Source organism: Sphingopyxis sp. P1IMeth2 (assembly GCF_900185685.1).
Taxonomy (GTDB): domain Bacteria; phylum Pseudomonadota; class Alphaproteobacteria; order Sphingomonadales; family Sphingomonadaceae; genus Sphingopyxis; species Sphingopyxis terrae_A.
Genome location: NZ_FYAT01000013.1, coordinates 222,880 through 239,423, shown reverse-complemented (window position 1 = coordinate 239,423; position 16,544 = coordinate 222,880). Strand labels below are relative to the sequence as shown.

At 64.3% G+C, this 16,544-nt stretch carries 17 protein-coding genes; 3 read left to right on the top strand and 14 right to left on the bottom strand.

Translation table 11 applies throughout. The annotated features are described in order from the left end of the window. The first annotated feature begins 256 nt into the window (after nt 1-256). Entirely contained in the window at nt 257-1,729 is a 1,473-nt protein-coding gene (locus P1IM2_RS12535; RefSeq protein ID WP_186402658.1) for a glycerol kinase, read from the top strand. Between the two features lie 34 nt (nt 1,730-1,763). Here P1IM2_RS12535 and rpmE read toward each other — a convergent pair whose 3' ends face one another. The 12 genes from rpmE to rpsB all read right to left on the bottom strand — a co-directional run bounded on the left by rpmE (nt 1,764) and on the right by rpsB (nt 13,121). Then, on the bottom strand, nt 1,764-1,991 hold the full coding sequence (gene rpmE, locus P1IM2_RS12530; RefSeq protein ID WP_003040127.1) for a 50S ribosomal protein L31: 228 nt from the start codon (nt 1,989-1,991) through the stop codon (nt 1,764-1,766). Nucleotides 1,992-2,130: 139 nt separating this feature from the next. Then, nucleotides 2,131-2,604: a 3-hydroxyacyl-ACP dehydratase FabZ gene (gene fabZ / locus P1IM2_RS12525; RefSeq protein ID WP_186402657.1), complete on the bottom strand. Its 474-nt coding sequence runs from the start codon at nt 2,602-2,604 to the stop codon at nt 2,131-2,133. A gap of 6 nt (nt 2,605-2,610) precedes the next feature. After that, on the bottom strand, nt 2,611-3,294 hold the full coding sequence (locus P1IM2_RS12520; protein WP_062900582.1) for an OmpH family outer membrane protein: 684 nt from the start codon (nt 3,292-3,294) through the stop codon (nt 2,611-2,613). Then, a complete protein-coding gene (gene bamA / locus P1IM2_RS12515) occupies nt 3,294-5,987 on the bottom strand; it encodes an outer membrane protein assembly factor BamA (protein WP_062900583.1) in 2,694 nt (897 codons plus the stop codon). The genes P1IM2_RS12520 and bamA overlap by 1 nt, the downstream gene beginning before the upstream one ends. 73 nt (nt 5,988-6,060) lie before the next feature. After that, on the bottom strand, nt 6,061-7,194 hold the full coding sequence (rseP, locus tag P1IM2_RS12510) for an RIP metalloprotease RseP (protein WP_186402656.1): 1,134 nt from the start codon (nt 7,192-7,194) through the stop codon (nt 6,061-6,063). Continuing rightward, the gene (locus tag P1IM2_RS12505; protein ID WP_186402655.1) at nt 7,187-8,347 is read right to left on the bottom strand and encodes a 1-deoxy-D-xylulose-5-phosphate reductoisomerase; all 1,161 of its coding nucleotides are present in this window, start codon (nt 8,345-8,347) and stop codon (nt 7,187-7,189) included. Before P1IM2_RS12505 ends, rseP begins: the two co-directional genes overlap by 8 nt. 1 nt (nt 8,348) lies before the next feature. Next, the gene (locus P1IM2_RS12500) at nt 8,349-9,026 is read right to left on the bottom strand and encodes a phosphatidate cytidylyltransferase (protein ID WP_003040145.1); all 678 of its coding nucleotides are present in this window, start codon (nt 9,024-9,026) and stop codon (nt 8,349-8,351) included. A gap of 3 nt (nt 9,027-9,029) precedes the next feature. Next, entirely contained in the window at nt 9,030-9,716 is a 687-nt protein-coding gene (gene uppS / locus P1IM2_RS12495; RefSeq protein ID WP_082819790.1) for a polyprenyl diphosphate synthase, read from the bottom strand. Nucleotides 9,717-9,838: 122 nt separating this feature from the next. Continuing rightward, on the bottom strand, nt 9,839-10,393 hold the full coding sequence (gene frr / locus P1IM2_RS12490) for a ribosome recycling factor (protein WP_003040152.1): 555 nt from the start codon (nt 10,391-10,393) through the stop codon (nt 9,839-9,841). A gap of 23 nt (nt 10,394-10,416) precedes the next feature. Then, the gene (pyrH, locus tag P1IM2_RS12485) at nt 10,417-11,139 is read right to left on the bottom strand and encodes a UMP kinase (RefSeq protein ID WP_186402654.1); all 723 of its coding nucleotides are present in this window, start codon (nt 11,137-11,139) and stop codon (nt 10,417-10,419) included. A gap of 115 nt (nt 11,140-11,254) precedes the next feature. Further along, the gene (gene tsf / locus P1IM2_RS12480) at nt 11,255-12,181 is read right to left on the bottom strand and encodes a translation elongation factor Ts (RefSeq protein ID WP_062900587.1); all 927 of its coding nucleotides are present in this window, start codon (nt 12,179-12,181) and stop codon (nt 11,255-11,257) included. Between the two features lie 130 nt (nt 12,182-12,311). Continuing rightward, nucleotides 12,312-13,121 (bottom strand): 30S ribosomal protein S2, encoded by an 810-nt coding sequence (gene rpsB / locus P1IM2_RS12475; protein WP_003040161.1) that lies wholly within the window; start codon nt 13,119-13,121, stop codon nt 12,312-12,314. 322 nt (nt 13,122-13,443) lie between these two features. Here rpsB and P1IM2_RS12470 point away from each other — a divergent pair, with 322 nt between their 5' ends. Next, entirely contained in the window at nt 13,444-13,692 is a 249-nt protein-coding gene (locus tag P1IM2_RS12470; protein ID WP_058812614.1) for a hypothetical protein, read from the top strand. Here P1IM2_RS12470 and P1IM2_RS12465 read toward each other — a convergent pair. Next, nucleotides 13,676-14,449, bottom strand: a complete 774-nt coding sequence (locus tag P1IM2_RS12465; protein WP_062900588.1) for a CDP-alcohol phosphatidyltransferase family protein — start codon at nt 14,447-14,449, stop codon at nt 13,676-13,678. The two genes, P1IM2_RS12470 and P1IM2_RS12465, sit on opposite strands and share 17 nt — an antisense overlap. After that, a complete protein-coding gene (locus P1IM2_RS12460) occupies nt 14,449-15,183 on the bottom strand; it encodes a phosphatidylserine decarboxylase (protein WP_003040171.1) in 735 nt (244 codons plus the stop codon). The genes P1IM2_RS12465 and P1IM2_RS12460 overlap by 1 nt, the downstream gene beginning before the upstream one ends. 146 nt (nt 15,184-15,329) lie before the next feature. Between P1IM2_RS12460 and P1IM2_RS12455 the strand changes: the two genes are divergently transcribed. Further along, complete coding sequence (locus tag P1IM2_RS12455; protein WP_062900589.1) at nt 15,330-16,544, top strand: NADP-dependent isocitrate dehydrogenase; 1,215 nt, start codon at nt 15,330-15,332, stop codon at nt 16,542-16,544.

The window sequence follows — 16,544 nt, the reverse complement described above, 5'->3', positions numbered from 1 at the left end:
CCCGCGTGAAAGGGTGCCTCAAGGGACAAAGCGCGGTGCCGGCTCGTCCCGCGCTGGCGGCCTTTACGGCGCCTCGGGCGGGAAAATCACGCTGCCGGTGGTTGCGGCGGTGAAGTCCGCCATGCTGCGCTGCACAAGCATATGGCGAATATTACGCGAAATTGCAAGATGATTACTCGGGCCGGGATTGCCCCCCTCGCCGGTTCGTGCTGATCTTGATCCTGCAAGACCGAATAAAGGGGAGAGCCGGAGCGCCATGCCGGAAAAGATTATCGTCATCGACGAAGGCACGACATCGACCCGCGCCATGCTTTTCGACGCGAGCGGCACGCCGCTCGGCAGCGCGCAGCGCGAGTTTCGCCAGCATTATCCGGGCCCCGGCCTCGTCGAACATGACGCCGAGGAAATATGGCAGGCGACCCTCGCGTGCACGCGCACGATGATCGACAAGGCGGGCGGCGCGGCCAATATTGCCGCGATCGGCATCACCAACCAACGCGAAACGATCGTGTTCTGGGACCGGACGACCGGCCGGCCGCTCGCCCCCACAATCGTGTGGCAGGATCGGCGGACCGCCGCCGATTGCGCGAAGCTCAAGGAGGCCGGTCACGAACCGGTGGTACAGGCCAAGAGCGGTTTGCTGCTCGATCCCTATTTTTCCGGCAGCAAGATCGGCTGGGCGCTGCGCAACTGGCCGCAGTTGGCCGAGGCGGGCGATCGGCTTGCCGTCGGGACGATCGAATCCTATCTCGTCTATCGCCTGACCGGCGGCGCGCATGTGACCGACGCGACCAATGCCTCACGCACGCTGTTGATGGCGATCGACGGCGATGAGGGCTGGGACGGCGGCCTGTGCGACCTGTTCGGCGTTCCCATGCGACTGCTGCCCGAAATCGTCGATTGCACTGCCACGGTCGGCACCACCGACCCGGAGCTGTTCGGCGGCGCGATCCCGATTGCGGGGATGGCGGGCGACCAACAGGCGGCAACGATCGGCCAGGCCTGTCTGGCTCCGGGCCAGACCAAGGCAACCTTCGGCACCGGCGCCTTCATCCTGTCGGCGAGCGGCACGGAACGGCCGCATTCGGCCAACCGGCTGCTCGCGACAATATTGGTTCAGGAAAACGGGCGCCGCAGCTATGCACTCGAAGGATCGGTATTCGTGGCGGGAAGCCTGATAAAGTGGCTCCGTGACGGCCTCGGCCTGCTCGCGAACGCAGGCGAGAGCGAGGCGCTGGCCCGCTCGGTTCCGGATAATGGCGGTGTTTATCTGGTCCCCGCGCTTGCAGGACTCGGTGCGCCGCACTGGCGACCCGATGCGCTCGCTGCAATATCGGGGCTGAGTTTCGCGAGTGGCAAGGCGCATGTCGCGCGCGCCGCGCTGGAAGCACAAGCCTATCAGGCGCATGATCTGAAAGCCGCCTTCGCGGCCGATGGCGTCGATTGGGCCGATCTGCGGATCGACGGCGGCATGGCGGCGAACGACTGGATGGCGCAGGATCTGGCCGACATGCTCGCCTTGATCGTCGAGCGACCCGAATTTGTCGAAAGTACCGCCCTCGGCGCCGCGATGCTGGCGGCCTGCGGCGCGGGACTCTACCCCGATCTCGCCACCGCCGCGGGGACGATGCGCGGGCGTGCGACGCGCTTCATCCCGGCGCTGACCGACGCGCGACGCAAAACGCGCCTTGCCGGCTGGCAAAGCGCGCTCGCGAAAATCTTGACCTGATCGTCGCCCCTGCGAAGGCGGGGGGTGACGTCGATCAGCGCTTGAGGGTAAGGCCGCCGAAGCGCTTGTTGAACTTGGCGACCTGGCCGCCCTGATCGAGCAGGCGCTGGTTGCCGCCGGTCCACGCCGGGTGCGCGGTGGGGTCGATTTCGAGCGTCATCACGTCACCTTCGCTGCCCCAGGTCGAGCGCGTCTGATATTCGGTGCCGTCGGTCATCTTGACCGTGATCATGTGATAGGCCGGATGGATGTCTTTTTTCATGTCTTAAGCTCCTGTGCCGCTGGTTTCCGACCAGCGGCGTGAGTCGGTACGATCCCCGCAGGGGGCCGCGAAGCGGCTGCCCCTAACGACGAACGGAAGGAATTGCAACCCGCCGTATTGCCGGGCGGGCGCGTATCATTCAATCGCTGGGCGGGTCGGCGATCATCGCGGTGAACTGGCATTCGGTTGCCAGTTGATCGCCCAGCATCGCCCGGCCTTCGAACTTGCAGATGTTCCGCTTGGCCTGCAGGATCGTGACGTGCAGGTCGAGCAGATGGCCCGGCTCCACGGGTTTGCGGAACTTAACCCCGTCGATCCCCATGAAATAGACAAGCTTGCCCGACCCCGCGAGACCCAGCGATTCGATCGCGAGCACCCCGCCCGCCTGCGCCAGTGCCTCGATAATGAGGACACCGGGCATGATCGGCCGGCCGGGAAAATGACCCTGGAAAAAGGGCTCGTTGATCGTGACCGCCTTCACCGCATGGATGCTGGTGTCGCGGACCATCGATTCGACGCGGTCGACGAGCAGCATCGGGTAACGATGCGGAAGCAGACTCAGGATCCGGCGGATATCCGCCGGACCCATCGTCTTGTCGTCACTGTCGGTCATGCGCGCTTAGCGGGTGACCGGCGGCGTGCCGCCCGACGCGGCCGGCTGGGCAGCCGCGGCGGCGCGCGCCTGGTCCATCGCCTGCTGGTTCTTCTGCTGCACGAGCTGGCCGGGCTTGTAACCCGCCGGCGGCGTGATCGACACGTTCGGCAGAATGCGGTTAAGTTCGGTAACGACCGCATCGGTGATGTCGGTGCTCGGGTCACGCGCCAGCACGGCGTCGGGCTGCAGCAGCAGGTCGACCTTCTTGGCGGTCATCGCGGCGCGGATCGCCTCGTTCATGCGAACGCTGATCTGATCCTCGACATAGGCGATCGCGAGGTCGACGGGTTCGCCGATCTTGTTAAGCTCGGCGGAAGCCGCCTGGCGCTTGTCCTGCACGGCCTTGGCAGCGGCCTGGAGCGCAGCCTGATTCTGCGGCGTCTTCTTCGCTTCCTCATTATATTTGGCCACCAGCACGTTCAGTTCGGCCTGCAGCGTCTGACCGCGGGTTTCCTGCTGGTCGATCTGCGCCTTGTAGGTCGTCTGGATCTGCTGCGATGCGACGGTGAAGGCGTTCGAACGCGAGGCCGCGACGCGAACGTCGGCGAGCGCGACCGATTTTGCCTGTGCAACGGCCGGAGCCGACAGAAGCGGCGAAACCGAAAGCGCGGCAATGGCGAGCGCCGAGGCGGCAATAATTTTCTTCATCAGAATTGTGTTCCTACATTGAATGAGAAGCGTTTCGTATCGTCACCCTCTTCTTTGCGAAGGGCGTAAGCGAAGTCGATCCGGAAAGGACCAAACGGAGAGTTCCAGTTGACGCCGGCGCCAATCGCGACGCGCGGTTTCCAGCTGTCGCCCAGATAGCGTTCCTCGAATGGTGCCAGCGGCGTGAAGCCGTTGGTGGCGTCGCAAGTGGTATATTGCCCAGTCGGCGTCACCACACCGGTCGTTGTGTCGGTGACGACGGTCTGACTCGCAAATGTCGTCGCGCCGGTCGAGGCATTACGGCAAAGATATTTGGTGATACCATCGGCCGGGTCTCTGAAATCGGCCAGCGTTGTCAGCGTCGGGCGCTTAACGCCCCAGACCGACCCGAAGTCGAGGAATACCGACGGGCGAAGGCCGAGCTCCTTGGCGCCGCTGCCGAGCGGAATATCGACCTCGAACCGCCCCTTGTAATAGGCGCGTCCGCCCAGGGCGTCGTCGACGCGGGCATTGTCCGACGTGTCGAGGATCGGGTTCATGGGATCGGTCAGATCGACATTGCCGTAGCGCACGACGCGGGGGCCGACGCCGCGGATGTCGAAGCCGCGCAGTTGCGGTTCGCCAAGGAAAAAGCGGTCGGTCAAACGCACCTTGTCGCTGGTCGGCGACGGAGCATCGCCAAGGGGATAGATATAGCCGCCTTCGGCTGAGATGTTCAGGATGAACTTGCTGCCGAGGTTGAAATGCTTGCTCGCCGTCGCGGTCGTCCGGACATACCGAACACTGCCGCCGAGGCCGGCAAAATCCTGTCCGAGCGTGAAGGACTGACCGCGCGTCGGGCGCAGGCGGTTGTCGCGATCGTCATAGGCGATGGTGTATCCTACGAGCGACGTCGTGCGCTTGCCGATCGCGTCGCAAAGATAGCGGCCGGCGACCAGCGGGTCGCAATTGCCCCCGAAATAATAGAGATTCTTGTCGAGCGTCACATCGTCGAGATTGAGGCTGTAGCGGCCGAACACCGACATGAATTCGGTAAGCGGAACACCCATATTGACCTGGAAGCCCGTCGTAATCTGCTGGAAGGTCGTCTGGCGGTTGTTGTTGATGAAGTTGAACGAGTTGAGGTCGCGGCGATAGATGCTGCCGCCAAGCGAGATGTTGCGGTCGAACAAATAAGGCTCGGTGAAACCAAGTTCTACCGACTTCGAATAGCTCGAATAATTGACCGATGCCTGAAGCTGCTGGCCGAGACCGCGGAAGTTGCGCTGGCGGATCGACGCCTGGAGCAGAAAATTCTCGATCGACGAGAAACCAGCGGAAAGCGACAATTCGCCCGTTGGCTTTTCCTCAACATTCGTTTCGAGGATGATGCGATCTGGAGTCGAGCCTTCCTTGCGCTCGATCTCCAGCTTGTCCTGGAAATAGCCAAGGCTGTTCAGGCGGTTCTCGGTGCGCTTGACGCCGAAGCTGTTGAAGGCGTCGCCTTCGTTGAGGCGAAACTCGCGGCGCACCACCTTGTCATGCGTCAGCGTGTTGCCGTTGACGTCGATACGCTCGACATAGGTGCGCGGACTTTCGCCGACGTCGAAAGTGATCGCCATCGTCCGCGTTTCGGGATCGCGGCGGAATTCGGGATTGATGTCGGCGAAGGCATAGCCGAAGAGGCCGGCGGTTTCGCTCAGGCTTTCCACCGTATCTTCCACAAGCTTGGCGTCGTACCAGTCGCCCGTCTTCATCGGCAGCAGGCGCTTCAGCGTCTCCGGCTTGAAGTCGCGCAGCTGGCTCTTCACGTCGATGTCGCCGAATTTGTAGCGCTCGCCTTCTTCCACCACATAGGTGATGATGAAGTCCTGCTTGTTGCTGGTCAGCTCCGCCACCGCCGAAATCACGCGGAAGTCGGCATAGCCGTGCTGGAGATAGAAGAGGCGCAGCTTCTGCTGGTCATAGGCCAGACGATCGGGATCGTAGGTCGTGTTCGACGACAGGAGATTGCCGAGGCTGGCCTGCTTCGTCGCCATTTCGCCGCGCAGTTCGCCGTCGCTGAACTGTTCGTTGCCGATGATGTTGATCTGGCGGACCTTCGACTTCGGCCCTTCGTCGATCTCGAACACCACATCGACGCGGTTCTGGTCGAGCTGGACCATCTTGGGATCGACGGTCGCGGCGAAGCGGCCCTGCCGCTTGTAGAGTTCGATGATGCGCGCGACATCGGCGCGGACCTTCGAGCGGGTGAAAATCTGCCGCGGCGCAAGCTTGATCTCGGGCCGGATCTTGTCTTCCTTCAGCCGCTTGTTGCCTTCGAGGATGACGCGGTTGATGACGGGGTTTTCCGTCACCTGGATCGTCAGCGCGCCATTGTCGTCGCTGATCTGATAATCCTTGAACAATTCGGTCGACGCCAGATCCTTGAGCGCCTGGTCGAGCACCGAACGGTCATAGGGCTGCCCCACGCGCAGGCGCAGATAGGAGAGGATCGTCTGCGCCTCGAGCCGCTGGTTGCCAACGACGGTGATCGTCTTGATCGTCGCCGCGGTCGGCGCCGCCTCGGTCGGCGGAACGGGCAGCGTCGATGTCACGGGCGGCGGGGTGACTTGCGCCAGCGCCGCAACCGGCCACGCCAGCATCGACCCGGTCATAAGCACCGCGGTCAGTCGCGTCCGTGCCGAAAATTTCTGTGAAGCCACACCGTTCATCCCGCAAAAATCCGTATCCCTGCGCCCAGGCCCCGCTCCGGCCCAAGTGCGCGCTCTCCCTGCCTTAGTCTGGCTATCCAATCAAGCGGGCGATCCTGTCCCAAACGCCAATTGAGCCCAAATCGTTGAAAGTCACGACCAGCATCAACGTCACGATCACCGCAAAACCGAATCTGAACGCCCACTCCTGCGCCTGCGGCGGTGCCGGCCGCCGCCGAATTGCTTCATAGCCGTAGAAAAGCAGATGGCCACCATCGAGCATGGGCAATGGCAACAGATTTATGAACCCCAGATTGATGGAAACGAAAGCGACGAAGAAGATCAGGCTGGAAAGCCCCAGCGTCGCCATCTCGCCCGATTGTTTCGCGATCTTGAGCGGGCCGCCCATTTCCTTGACCGACCGCTGCCCGGTGAGGAATTGCCCCAATATATCCCCGGTCAACCGCACGATACCCCAGGTCTGGGACGCGCCAGCCTGAACGGCCGCGACCGGATTGACAGGTTCCAAGGCAATCTCGCCCGACCGGATGCCGATCACCGCGCGTTCGCCCTTGTTGCCGAAGCGATCGGTTTCGGTGATGACGCGCGGCCGCAGCAGCACATCGATGCGTTCGCCGCCGCGCTGGATCGCAAGCTCGGCGGGTTTGCCAAGGTCGAAGGCCACCGCCATCGGAATGTCGTCGAATTTCTCGATCGCGCCGCCGTTGATCGCCACGATCCGGTCGCCGACCCGCAGATCGGCGGCTTCGGCCGCGCTGCCCGGCTCCACCGCGCCGACGACGGGGGGCGTCGTCGGGACGCCATAGGCCATGTTGAAGGCGGCAAAGATCGCGATGGCGAACAGGAAGTTGGTCACCGGCCCCGCGAGCACGATGAGAGCGCGTTTCCAGACCGGCTGCGCGGGAAAGCTGTGCGAGCGTTCTTCGGCGGGCATGTTTTGCCAGTTGGCGTCGGGCTGGCTCACCGCATCACGGTCGCCCGCGAACTGGACATAGCCGCCGAGCGGCAGCCAGCAGATCTTCCATTCTGTGCCGCGCTTGTCGGTCCAGCCGAGGATCTTGCGCCCGAAACCGATCGAAAAGGTGTCGGCTTTCACGCCGCACCAGCGGCCGACGATGTAATGGCCATATTCGTGCACGAACACGAGCGGGCCGAGCACGACCAGAAACGCAAGAATGGTGAACAGGAAACCGGGCGACTCAAGCATGTTCGAGTTGGTCCACAAAATGCTGCGCGACCGCGCGGGATGTCGCGTCGACGCTGAATATGTCCTGAAGCGCGCCCGGCACGGCGGGCGCATCGGCATCGAGGACGCGCTTTACCGTGTCGATGATTGCCGGAAAGGATATCCGCCCTGCAAGGAAAGCGGCGACCGCCACCTCGTTGGCGGCGTTGAGCTGCGCGGGCCGCGCGCCGCCCTCGGCGATCGCGGCGCGGCAGAGCGCCGTTGCCGGGAAGCGTGCTTCGTCGGGCGCTTCGAAATCGAGCCGCGCGATGGCGGCAAGATCGAGCGGCGCGCACGGCGTCGCCATACGCTGCGGCCAGGCGAGCGCGCTCGCGATCGGAATGCGCATATCGGGCGATCCAAGCTGCGCCAGCGTCGAACAATCGACATATTCGACGAGGCTGTGGATCACCGATTGCGGGTGAACGAGGATTTCGATCCGGTCGAGGCCGACGGGAAAGAGATGATGCGCCTCGATCAGTTCGAGGCCCTTGTTCATCATCGTCGCCGAATCGACGCTGATCTTGGCGCCCATCGACCAATTGGGATGCGCGACCGCCTGCGCCGGGGTGACGCGCGCCATCGCCTCGGCCGACATGGTGCGGAACGGGCCGCCGCTCGCGGTCAGAATGATGCGTCGCACCTGATCAAGGCGCCCGCCCGCCAGGCACTGAAAAATCGCATTATGTTCGGAATCGACCGGCAGGATCGTCGCGCCGGACCGCTGCGCCGCCGCGATCATCAACTCGCCCGCCGACACCAGCGATTCCTTGTTCGCGAGCGCCACGTCGCACCCGGCTTCGATCGCCGCCATCGTAGGCGCGAGCCCGGCGGTACCGACAATCGCGGCGAGTACGAGATCGGCCGGCAACCGCGCAGCGTCGACCAATGCGTCGGCGCCCGCCGCCACGCCGATATGCGTGTCCGCCAGCGCCGTCTTGAGTTCGTCATGACGCGCGGGATCGCCGATCACGGCGACTTCGGGGGTGAACTCGCGCGCCAGACGCGCCAGTTCGGCAACGTCGCTGTTGGCGCTGAGCACGACGATCTGCCACGCGTCGCGGTCGCGGCGTACGAGGTCGAGGGCCGATTGCCCGACCGAACCCGTTGCGCCAAAGACCGAGAGGCGGCGCATGTCAGCCGGCCGCCCGGACCGCGATCTGGCCCGCGACGGCGAGCGCACCGAGAATGAGCGCGACCGGCAGCAGGCCGTCGACGCGGTCGAAAATGCCGCCATGCCCCGGAATCAGCTTGCCCGAATCCTTGACCCCGGCGCGGCGTTTCATCCAGCTTTCGCCAAGGTCGCCGAGCTGCGCGAGGAGGCCCATGAACAGGCCGATCCACAGCGGGACACCGATAATCTGGCCGCGGTCACCGATCGTCGCGCTGGCAATCAGCGCCGCGATCATGCCGCCGACGAGCCCCGACCAGGTTTTCGAAGGGCTGATCGTCGGCGCGAGCCGCGCGCCGCCAAAGGCGCGTCCGGCAAAATAGGCGCCGATGTCGGTCGCCCAGACCATGCCGAACACCCACAGCGCCGCCGTCATTCCCAGATTCTGCCGGATATACCAGAGCCCGCCGATCGCACCGATGACGAGCAGCAATCCGAGCGCCGAGAAGGCCGCCTTGCCGCCGCTGCCGAGCCCCATCGCGCGGACGAGCTGGAACCATTCGACCAGCAGCAGCGCGCCGCCGACGAGCAGCAGCAGGCCGAAGGCGATGCCGCCGAACCACAGCGCGGTGCCGGCGATCGCGAACAGGATGATCGCCGACCCGATGCGCACCCACAGATCCGACTTCGCTGCGCCCGCCATGCCTTATAATCCTCCGAAACGGCGCTCGCGCGCCGCAAAATGATCGAGCGCCGCCTTGAGGTCGGCGGGTTTGAAATCGGGCCATAGCCGATCGGTGAAATAGAGCTCGGCATAAGCCGCCTGCCACAGCAGGAAATTCGACAGCCGCACTTCGCCCGACGTGCGGATCAACAGGTCGAGCGGCGGCATGTCGGCGGTGTCGAGATGCGCCGCGATCGTCTCGGCGCTGATCTCGCCTTCCGCCGCGGCGGCCTTCGCTGCCCGCACCAGTTCGTCCTGCGCGCCATAATTGAGCGCGACCGCCAGCGTGGTGCGCCGGTTATGCGCGGTGCGCGCGATCGCATCCTCGATCAGTGCGACGACATCGGGCGCGAGCGCGCGCCAATCGCCGATGATCTTGAGCCGCACGTCATTGGCGGCAAATTCGTCGATATCGCTGACGATGAAGCGCTTGAGCAGGCCCATCAGATCGCTGACCTCGTCCTCCGGCCGCTTCCAGTTTTCGGACGAAAAGGCGTAGAGGGTCAGCGCTTCGATCCCCAGGTCGCCGGCCGCGCGCACAATCGTACGCACCGCCTCAACCCCCGCGCGATGACCGGCGATGCGCGGCAGGTGGCGCTTCTTGGCCCAGCGGCCGTTGCCATCCATGATGATGGCGACATGGCGGGCATCGTGATGCGTTTCGGACACCGGAAAAGCCTAAGACTCCGTTCGCCCTGAGCTTGTCGACGGGCCGTTCTTTCCTGGGCAAGAAAAGGACGGGGCTTCGACAGGCTCAGCCCAAACGGCCGAGAGGGCAGCGCGGAGGAGCACTAGCCCAGAATTTCCTTTTCCTTCGCCGCCGCCGCCGCATCGATTTCGGCGATCGTCGCGTCGGTCAGCTTCTGCACTTCGGTTTCGGCGCGCTTGCGCTCGTCCTCGCTGATTTCCTTCTTCGCCTCGTCCTGCTTCAGATTGTCCATGCCGTCGCGGCGGACATTGCGGGCGGCGACGCGCGCCTTTTCGGCATATTGCCCGGCAAGCTTCGACAATTCCTTGCGGCGTTCCTGCGTCATTTCGGGGATCGGCAGGCGGAGAAGCTGACCATCGACGATCGGGTTGAGGCCGAGCCCGGCCGAGCGGATCGCCTTGTCCACCGGGCCGACGTTCGACTTGTCCCACACCTGCACCGCCAGCATCCGCGGTTCGGGCGCGCTGACCGAGGCGACCTGGTTGAGCGGCATATGGCTGCCGTAGACCTCGACCGTCACCGGATCGAGCAGCGCCGAATTGGCGCGACCGGTGCGCAGCCCCGCAAGGTCGTGCTTCAGCGATTCGACCGCGCCGTGCATGCGGCGTTCCAGGTCGGCCTTGTCATATTTCGCCATCTGTCTTTCCTCTCTTGATCGTTTCAGGCCGCGCCGCCGACCACGGTGGCGACGCCCTCGCCGGCCAGCACCCGCGCCAGATTTCCGGCTTCGCGAATGTTGAACACGACGATCGGAATATTATTGTCGCGGCACAAGGCCACCGCGCTCGCGTCCATCACCTTCAGATTGTCGGCGAGGACACGGTCATAACTCAGGCTGTCGTAGCGCACCGCGCTCGGATCCTGTTTCGGATCAGCGTTATAGACGCCATCGACGCTGGTGCCTTTCAGCAGCGCATCGCATTTCATTTCCGCCGCGCGCAGCGCCGCGCCGCTGTCGGTCGTGAAATAGGGTGCACCGACGCCCGCGGCAAAGATGACGACGCGGCCCTTTTCGAGGTGGCGTTCGGCGCGGCGGCGGATCACCGGTTCGCACACCTTGTCCATCTCGATCGCCGACTGGACGCGGGTCTGGACGCCGAGCTGCTCGAGCGCATTCTGCATGGCAAGCGCGTTCATCACCGTCGCCAGCATGCCCATATAGTCGGCCTGCGCGCGGTCCATGCCCTTCGCCGCCCCCGCCATGCCGCGAAAGATATTGCCGCCGCCAATGACGAGGCAGAGTTCGAGGCCGCGATCCTTCGCTTCCTTGACCTCGGCCGCCATGCTCGCGACCGTTTCGGGATCGATCCCGAAGGGCGTCGGCCCCATCAGCGCCTCGCCCGACAATTTGAGCAGGATGCGTTTCATGCCGGGCAATGCCATGTCGGGGGGAACCTCTTGCAAACTCGTAATATGCGAATGGCGCGCACCCTAGAGAGAGTGCGCGCCATTGCCAAGCGGACTGCGGCGCCCCAGGCGCAGCAATCCGGTTCTGCTTTTAGACGCCCGCGGCGGCGGCAACTTCGGCGGCGAAGTCGCTCTCTTCCTTCTCGATGCCTTCACCGAGCTGGAAGCGGATGAAGCCGGTCAGCGTGATCGTCGCGCCGACGTCCTTGCCCGCAGCGGCGACGACTTCGGCGACCGGCGTCTTGCCGTCCATCACGAAGAGCTGCGACAGCAGCGCATTTTCCTTGCGGAACTTGGCGATCGAACCATCGACCATCTTCGCGACGATCTCGGCCGGTTTGCCCGACTGGGCCGCCTTTTCTTCCGCGATCGCCCGTTCACGCGCGACGAGATCGGCGTCGAGATCGTCGCCGTTCAGCGCCAGCGGGTTGGCGGCGGCGACATGCATCGCAAGCTGCTTGGCCAGCGGTTCGAGAACATCGGCGCCAGCGGTCGATTCGAGCGCGACGAGCACGCCGATCTTGCCCATGCCCGGCGCCGCGGCGTTGTGGACATATCCGGTCACGACGCCCGAGTTCACCGACAGGATCTCGGCGCGGCGCAGCGACTGATTCTCGCCGATCGTGGCGATATTGTTGGTGAGCTGTTCGGCGACCGTGCCGCCCGTCGGGTAGCCGGCAGCGGCGAGCGTTTCGATGTCGGTGATGCCTTCGGCGAGCGCGACCTGCGTCACGTCGCGAACGAACGCCTGGAACTGTTCGTTCTTGGCAACGAAATCGGTTTCGCTGTTGACTTCGACGACGGCGCCCTTGGTGCCGTCCGCGGCAACGCCGACCAGACCTTCGGCAGCGACGCGGCCGGCCTTCTTGGCCGCGGCGGCGAGGCCCTTGGTGCGCAGCCAGTCGATCGACGCTTCGATGTCGCCGTTGTTTTCGGCAAGCGCCTTCTTGCAGTCCATCATGCCTGCGCCGGTGCGGTCGCGCAGTTCCTTGACGAGAGCGGCCGTAATTTCAGCCATCGGATGTTCCTTTCAAAAGGGCGGGCGCAATTGGACCCGCGGGACGCCCGCGCGCATGGCGGGGCGATAAGTCAAAGGGATGACAGGGGCGACCGCCGGTCGGCGCGCCGCCCCGTCATGCCGCACGGGCTCAGGCGTCGGCCTGGCGCTCGGTTTCGGCAGCCGCTTCGGCCGGGACCTGTTCGTCCTCGGTCAGCACGGGCTCGGCAACGGGTTCGACCGCCGCACCCAGATCTTCGCCGCGATCGGCGCGGGCCTGCTGGCCGCCGCGGGTCGCCGCCTGGGCAACCGCTTCGCAGTAAAGACGGATCGCGCGCGCCGCATCGTCGTTCGCCGGAACGGGGAAAGCGATGCCATCGGGCGAGACGTTCGAATCGAGGATCGCGACGACCGGGATCCCAAGGACGTTGGCTTCCTTGATCGCCAGCTCTTCCTTGTTCGCGTCGATCACGAACATCACGTCGGGAATGCCACCCATGTCGCGGATGCCGCCGAGGCTGAGCTCGAGCTTGTCGCGTTCGCGGGTCTTGTTGAGCACTTCCTTCTTGGTCAGACCCGAGGTGTCGCCCGAAAGCTGTTCTTCGAGCGACTTGAGGCGCTTGATCGAGTTAGAGATCGTCTTCCAGTTGGTGAGCATGCCGCCCAACCAGCGGTGGTTGACGAAGTGCTGACCCGAAGCGCGGGCCGCATCGGCGATCGGGCCCTGCGCCTGGCGCTTGGTACCGACGAACAGCACCTTGCCGCCGGCGGCCGAGGTCGACGAGATGAAGTCGAGCGCACGCGCGAAGAGCGGCACGGTCTGCGACAGGTCGAGGATGTGGATGCCGTTGCGCGCGCCGAAGATATACGGCTTCATGCGCGGGTTCCAACGGTGGGTCTGGTGGCCGAAGTGGGCGCCAGCTTCGATAAGATTCTGCATCGTGACGACAGGAGCCGCCATAGTCTTTCTCCTTCCGGTTAGTCCTCTGAAAGGCAAGAACCGAGCGATCCGCTAGAGAATCATCCCGGCACCGGTATGTGCGCCTTCCATGTGGAATGGGCGGGCCGTTAGACGGCTTGCCCGCGAAAAGCAAGGCCCAAGCGTCGATTAGCCCCCCTATTGGCTCGGCGCGCCTTGCACCGCGCCCGACTCAACTCATCGACAAAACATAACGCTTCGCCGCATTAGCATTGAGAACAAATAGAGAACATGGAACGAAAAGGTCAGCAAAACCGTAGCTCCGGGCGAAGGTTTCGCACAGGGAAGCCGAAAGGACAAGAAAATGGTTCAGGTCGCCGCCGCTCTTCTCTTCGCAAGTGCCGCCGGACTGGGTGTGCTGGTGATTCTCGCCATGCTGCGCACCAATGGCGATGCGATCTTGTCGGCGCTTGCCGGCGAAGGCGCCTTCCCGCACGGCTCGTCCCCGCAGACCGGCCCGGCCGCGACCGTCGTGCCGCTGCGCCGCCGCGACATGCCGCGCGGCGTTCGCACCCCTGTTCGCGTTCAGCCGCTGATCAGCCGCGCCGCCTGACTTTCGCGTAGCTCGCAAGTCCGAAGGGCAGCAGAGCGACATAGAAGACGCAGATCGCAAGCAAGGTCGGCCACGGCGCGGTGACGAGCGCTGCGCCGAGCAGCCCCACCCCCGCCAGCGCGAACAGCCGCCACGACCGGCGCAGGCGGATCGACGACCAGCTGTATGTCGGGATTGCCGAGATCATCAGCATCGCGACGCCAAGCGCCCACGGCATGACGACATACCATTCGCGGAACATGTCGTTGCCGGTCGAAAGCCAGAGATAGACGGGAACAAAGGCAAGGCCAGCCCCCGCAGGCGCCGGAATGCCGGTGTTGAAGCCCGCCGACTTGTGCGGCTGGACATCGGCGTCCATCCGCGAATTGAACCGCGCCAGCCGCAGCGCGCAGCCGACCGCGAGCGCCAGCGCCGCAGTCCAGCCGAACTTGGGCGCGTCGTCCAGCGACCACAGAAACAGGATCATCGCCGGCGCAACGCCGAAGGCAATGACATCAGAGAGGGAATCGAGTTCGGCGCCGAATTTGCTCTGCGCGCGCAGCAGGCGCGCGATGCGCCCGTCCATCCCGTCGAGCACCCCGGCGAAGATCACCGCCGCCAGCGCCTTTTCCCATTCCTCGCCGATCGCGAAACGCACGCCCGTCAGGCCGAAGCACAGGGCGAGCGCGGTAATCGCGTTGGGCGCAAAGGCGCGCAGCGGGATGCCGCCGATGCGGCGCGGGTCGACACCCGTCCGGGGATCGCGATCGCCCGCCATTATTGCCCGATGCCGTCGATCGTGTCGCCCTTGCCGAGCCGGGCAACAATCGTTTCGCCGGCCAGCGTGCGCTGCCCCAGCAGCACCTGCGGCGCGGTACCCTGCGGCAGATAGACATCGACGCGGCTGCCGAAGCGGATCAGGCCGACGCGTTGGCCTGTCGCAAGCTCGGTTCCCATGCTCACGAAGGGCATGATGCGCCGCGCCACCAGCCCCGCAATCTGGGTGAAGCCGATGCGCACCCCGTCAGCGCGTTCGACGACGAAATGCTGGCGCTCGTTTTCCTCGCTCGCCTTGTCGAGATCGGCGTTCACGAACTTGCCGGGGATATAAACGAGCTTGCGCAGCGTCCCGGCAACCGGGGTACGATTGATATGGACGTCGAACACGCTCATGAAGATCGATACGCGCAGCATCGGCGCATCGCCCAGCCCGTCGGCCCCAGCGATTTCGGGCGGGGGCGGGACTTCGGCAATCTGGGTGACGAGCCCGTCGGCAGGCGCGATGACCAAGTCGGCACTGGTCGGCGTCACGCGCACCGGGTCACGGAAAAAGGCGCCGACCCACGCGGTAATTCCGGCCATCAGCCAGCCGGCGATTTCCCAGCCGAGCAGCCAGAAACAGACGGTGACGATCGCCGCAATCAACAGGAATTTGCGGCCCTCGGGGTGAATCGACGGCCAGCGCCACTTGATGCCGCCGCCGGGACGGTTGGAAGAGATGGTGGTGGACATGCCGATTGTTCTAGGGCGCGCATCGAGCACTGACAATCGCTTATCCCGCCCCGCCCGCTCGCGGGACGGCACCAGGGCGGTTGAACATTGCCCCGGCTTTGCCTAAGGCCCCCTGCAATTCGACTCCCCAAGGAAAAGGCAGCAGCATGGGCAAGATCAAGGTAGTCAACCCGGTCGTCGAACTCGACGGCGACGAAATGACGCGGATCATCTGGCAGTGGATTCGCGAACGGCTGATCCTGCCCTATCTCGACGTCGACCTGCATTATTACGACCTCGGCATCGAGGAACGCGATCGCACCGACGACAAGATCACCGTCGAAGCCGCCAACGCGATCAAGAAATATGGCGTCGGCGTGAAGTGCGCGACGATCACCCCCGACGAAGCGCGCGTCGAGGAATTCGGCCTGAAGAAGATGTGGAAGTCGCCCAACGGCACGATCCGCAACATCCTGGGCGGCGTCGTGTTCCGCGAACCGATCGTCATCAAGAATGTCCCGCGGCTTGTCCCCGGCTGGACCGACCCGATCGTTGTCGGCCGTCACGCCTTCGGCGATCAGTATCGCGCCACCGACTATCGCGTCCCCGGCCCCGGCAAGCTGCGCCTGGTGTTCGAAGGCGAGGACGGCACGATCATCGACGAGGAAGTGTTCCAGTTCCCCTCGTCGGGCGTCGCGATGGCGATGTACAATCTCGACGATTCGATCCGCGATTTCGCGCGCGCCAGCATGAATTATGGCCTAGCGCGCGGCTGGCCCGTCTATCTGTCGACCAAGAACACGATCCTGAAGGCCTATGACGGCCGCTTCAAGGATCTGTTCGAGGAAGTCTATCAGAACGAATTCAAGGCCAAATTCGAAGCAGCCGGCATCATTTACGAGCATCGCCTGATCGACGACATGGTCGCCTCGGCCCTCAAATGGTCGGGCAAGTTCGTCTGGGCCTGCAAGAATTACGACGGCGACGTCCAGTCGGACACGGTGGCACAGGGCTTCGGCTCGCTCGGCCTGATGACCAGCGTGCTGATGACGCCCGACGGCCAGACCGTGGAATCCGAAGCCGCGCACGGCACCGTCACCCGCCATTACCGCATGCACCAGCAGGGCAAGGCGACCTCGACGAACCCGATCGCGTCGATCTTTGCCTGGACCGGCGGGCTCAAGCATCGCGGCAAGCTCGACGGCACGCCCGAGGTGACGAAGTTTGCCGAAGACCTTGAGCGTGTGTGCATCGAAACCGTCGAAAGCGGCAAGATGACCAAGGATCTGGCGCTGCTGATCGGTCCCGATCAGAACTGGCTGACCACCGAGGGCTTCTTCGAAGCAATCGTCGAAAATCTCGAAAAGAAGATGGGCTCCTGA

Excerpts from the sequence above, each read along its gene's own strand:
- P1IM2_RS12535 (WP_186402658.1), top strand. The coding sequence starts at position 257 with ATGCCGGAAAAGATTATCGTCATCGACGAAGGCACGACATCGACCCGC.
- rpmE (WP_003040127.1), bottom strand. The coding sequence starts at position 1,991 with ATGAAAAAAGACATCCATCCGGCCTATCACATGATCACGGTCAAGATG.
- fabZ (WP_186402657.1), bottom strand. The coding sequence starts at position 2,604 with ATGACCGACAGTGACGACAAGACGATGGGTCCGGCGGATATCCGCCGG.
- P1IM2_RS12520 (WP_062900582.1), bottom strand. The coding sequence starts at position 3,294 with ATGAAGAAAATTATTGCCGCCTCGGCGCTCGCCATTGCCGCGCTTTCG.
- bamA (WP_062900583.1), bottom strand. The coding sequence starts at position 5,987 with ATGAACGGTGTGGCTTCACAGAAATTTTCGGCACGGACGCGACTGACC.
- rseP (WP_186402656.1), bottom strand. The coding sequence starts at position 7,194 with ATGCTTGAGTCGCCCGGTTTCCTGTTCACCATTCTTGCGTTTCTGGTC.
- P1IM2_RS12505 (WP_186402655.1), bottom strand. The coding sequence starts at position 8,347 with ATGCGCCGCCTCTCGGTCTTTGGCGCAACGGGTTCGGTCGGGCAATCG.
- P1IM2_RS12500 (WP_003040145.1), bottom strand. The coding sequence starts at position 9,026 with ATGGCGGGCGCAGCGAAGTCGGATCTGTGGGTGCGCATCGGGTCGGCG.
- frr (WP_003040152.1), bottom strand. The coding sequence starts at position 10,393 with ATGGCGAAATATGACAAGGCCGACCTGGAACGCCGCATGCACGGCGCG.
- pyrH (WP_186402654.1), bottom strand. The coding sequence starts at position 11,139 with ATGGCATTGCCCGGCATGAAACGCATCCTGCTCAAATTGTCGGGCGAG.
- tsf (WP_062900587.1), bottom strand. The coding sequence starts at position 12,181 with ATGGCTGAAATTACGGCCGCTCTCGTCAAGGAACTGCGCGACCGCACC.
- rpsB (WP_003040161.1), bottom strand. The coding sequence starts at position 13,121 with ATGGCGGCTCCTGTCGTCACGATGCAGAATCTTATCGAAGCTGGCGCC.
- P1IM2_RS12470 (WP_058812614.1), top strand. The coding sequence starts at position 13,444 with ATGGTTCAGGTCGCCGCCGCTCTTCTCTTCGCAAGTGCCGCCGGACTG.
- P1IM2_RS12465 (WP_062900588.1), bottom strand. The coding sequence starts at position 14,449 with ATGGCGGGCGATCGCGATCCCCGGACGGGTGTCGACCCGCGCCGCATC.
- P1IM2_RS12460 (WP_003040171.1), bottom strand. The coding sequence starts at position 15,183 with ATGTCCACCACCATCTCTTCCAACCGTCCCGGCGGCGGCATCAAGTGG.
- P1IM2_RS12455 (WP_062900589.1), top strand. The coding sequence starts at position 15,330 with ATGGGCAAGATCAAGGTAGTCAACCCGGTCGTCGAACTCGACGGCGAC.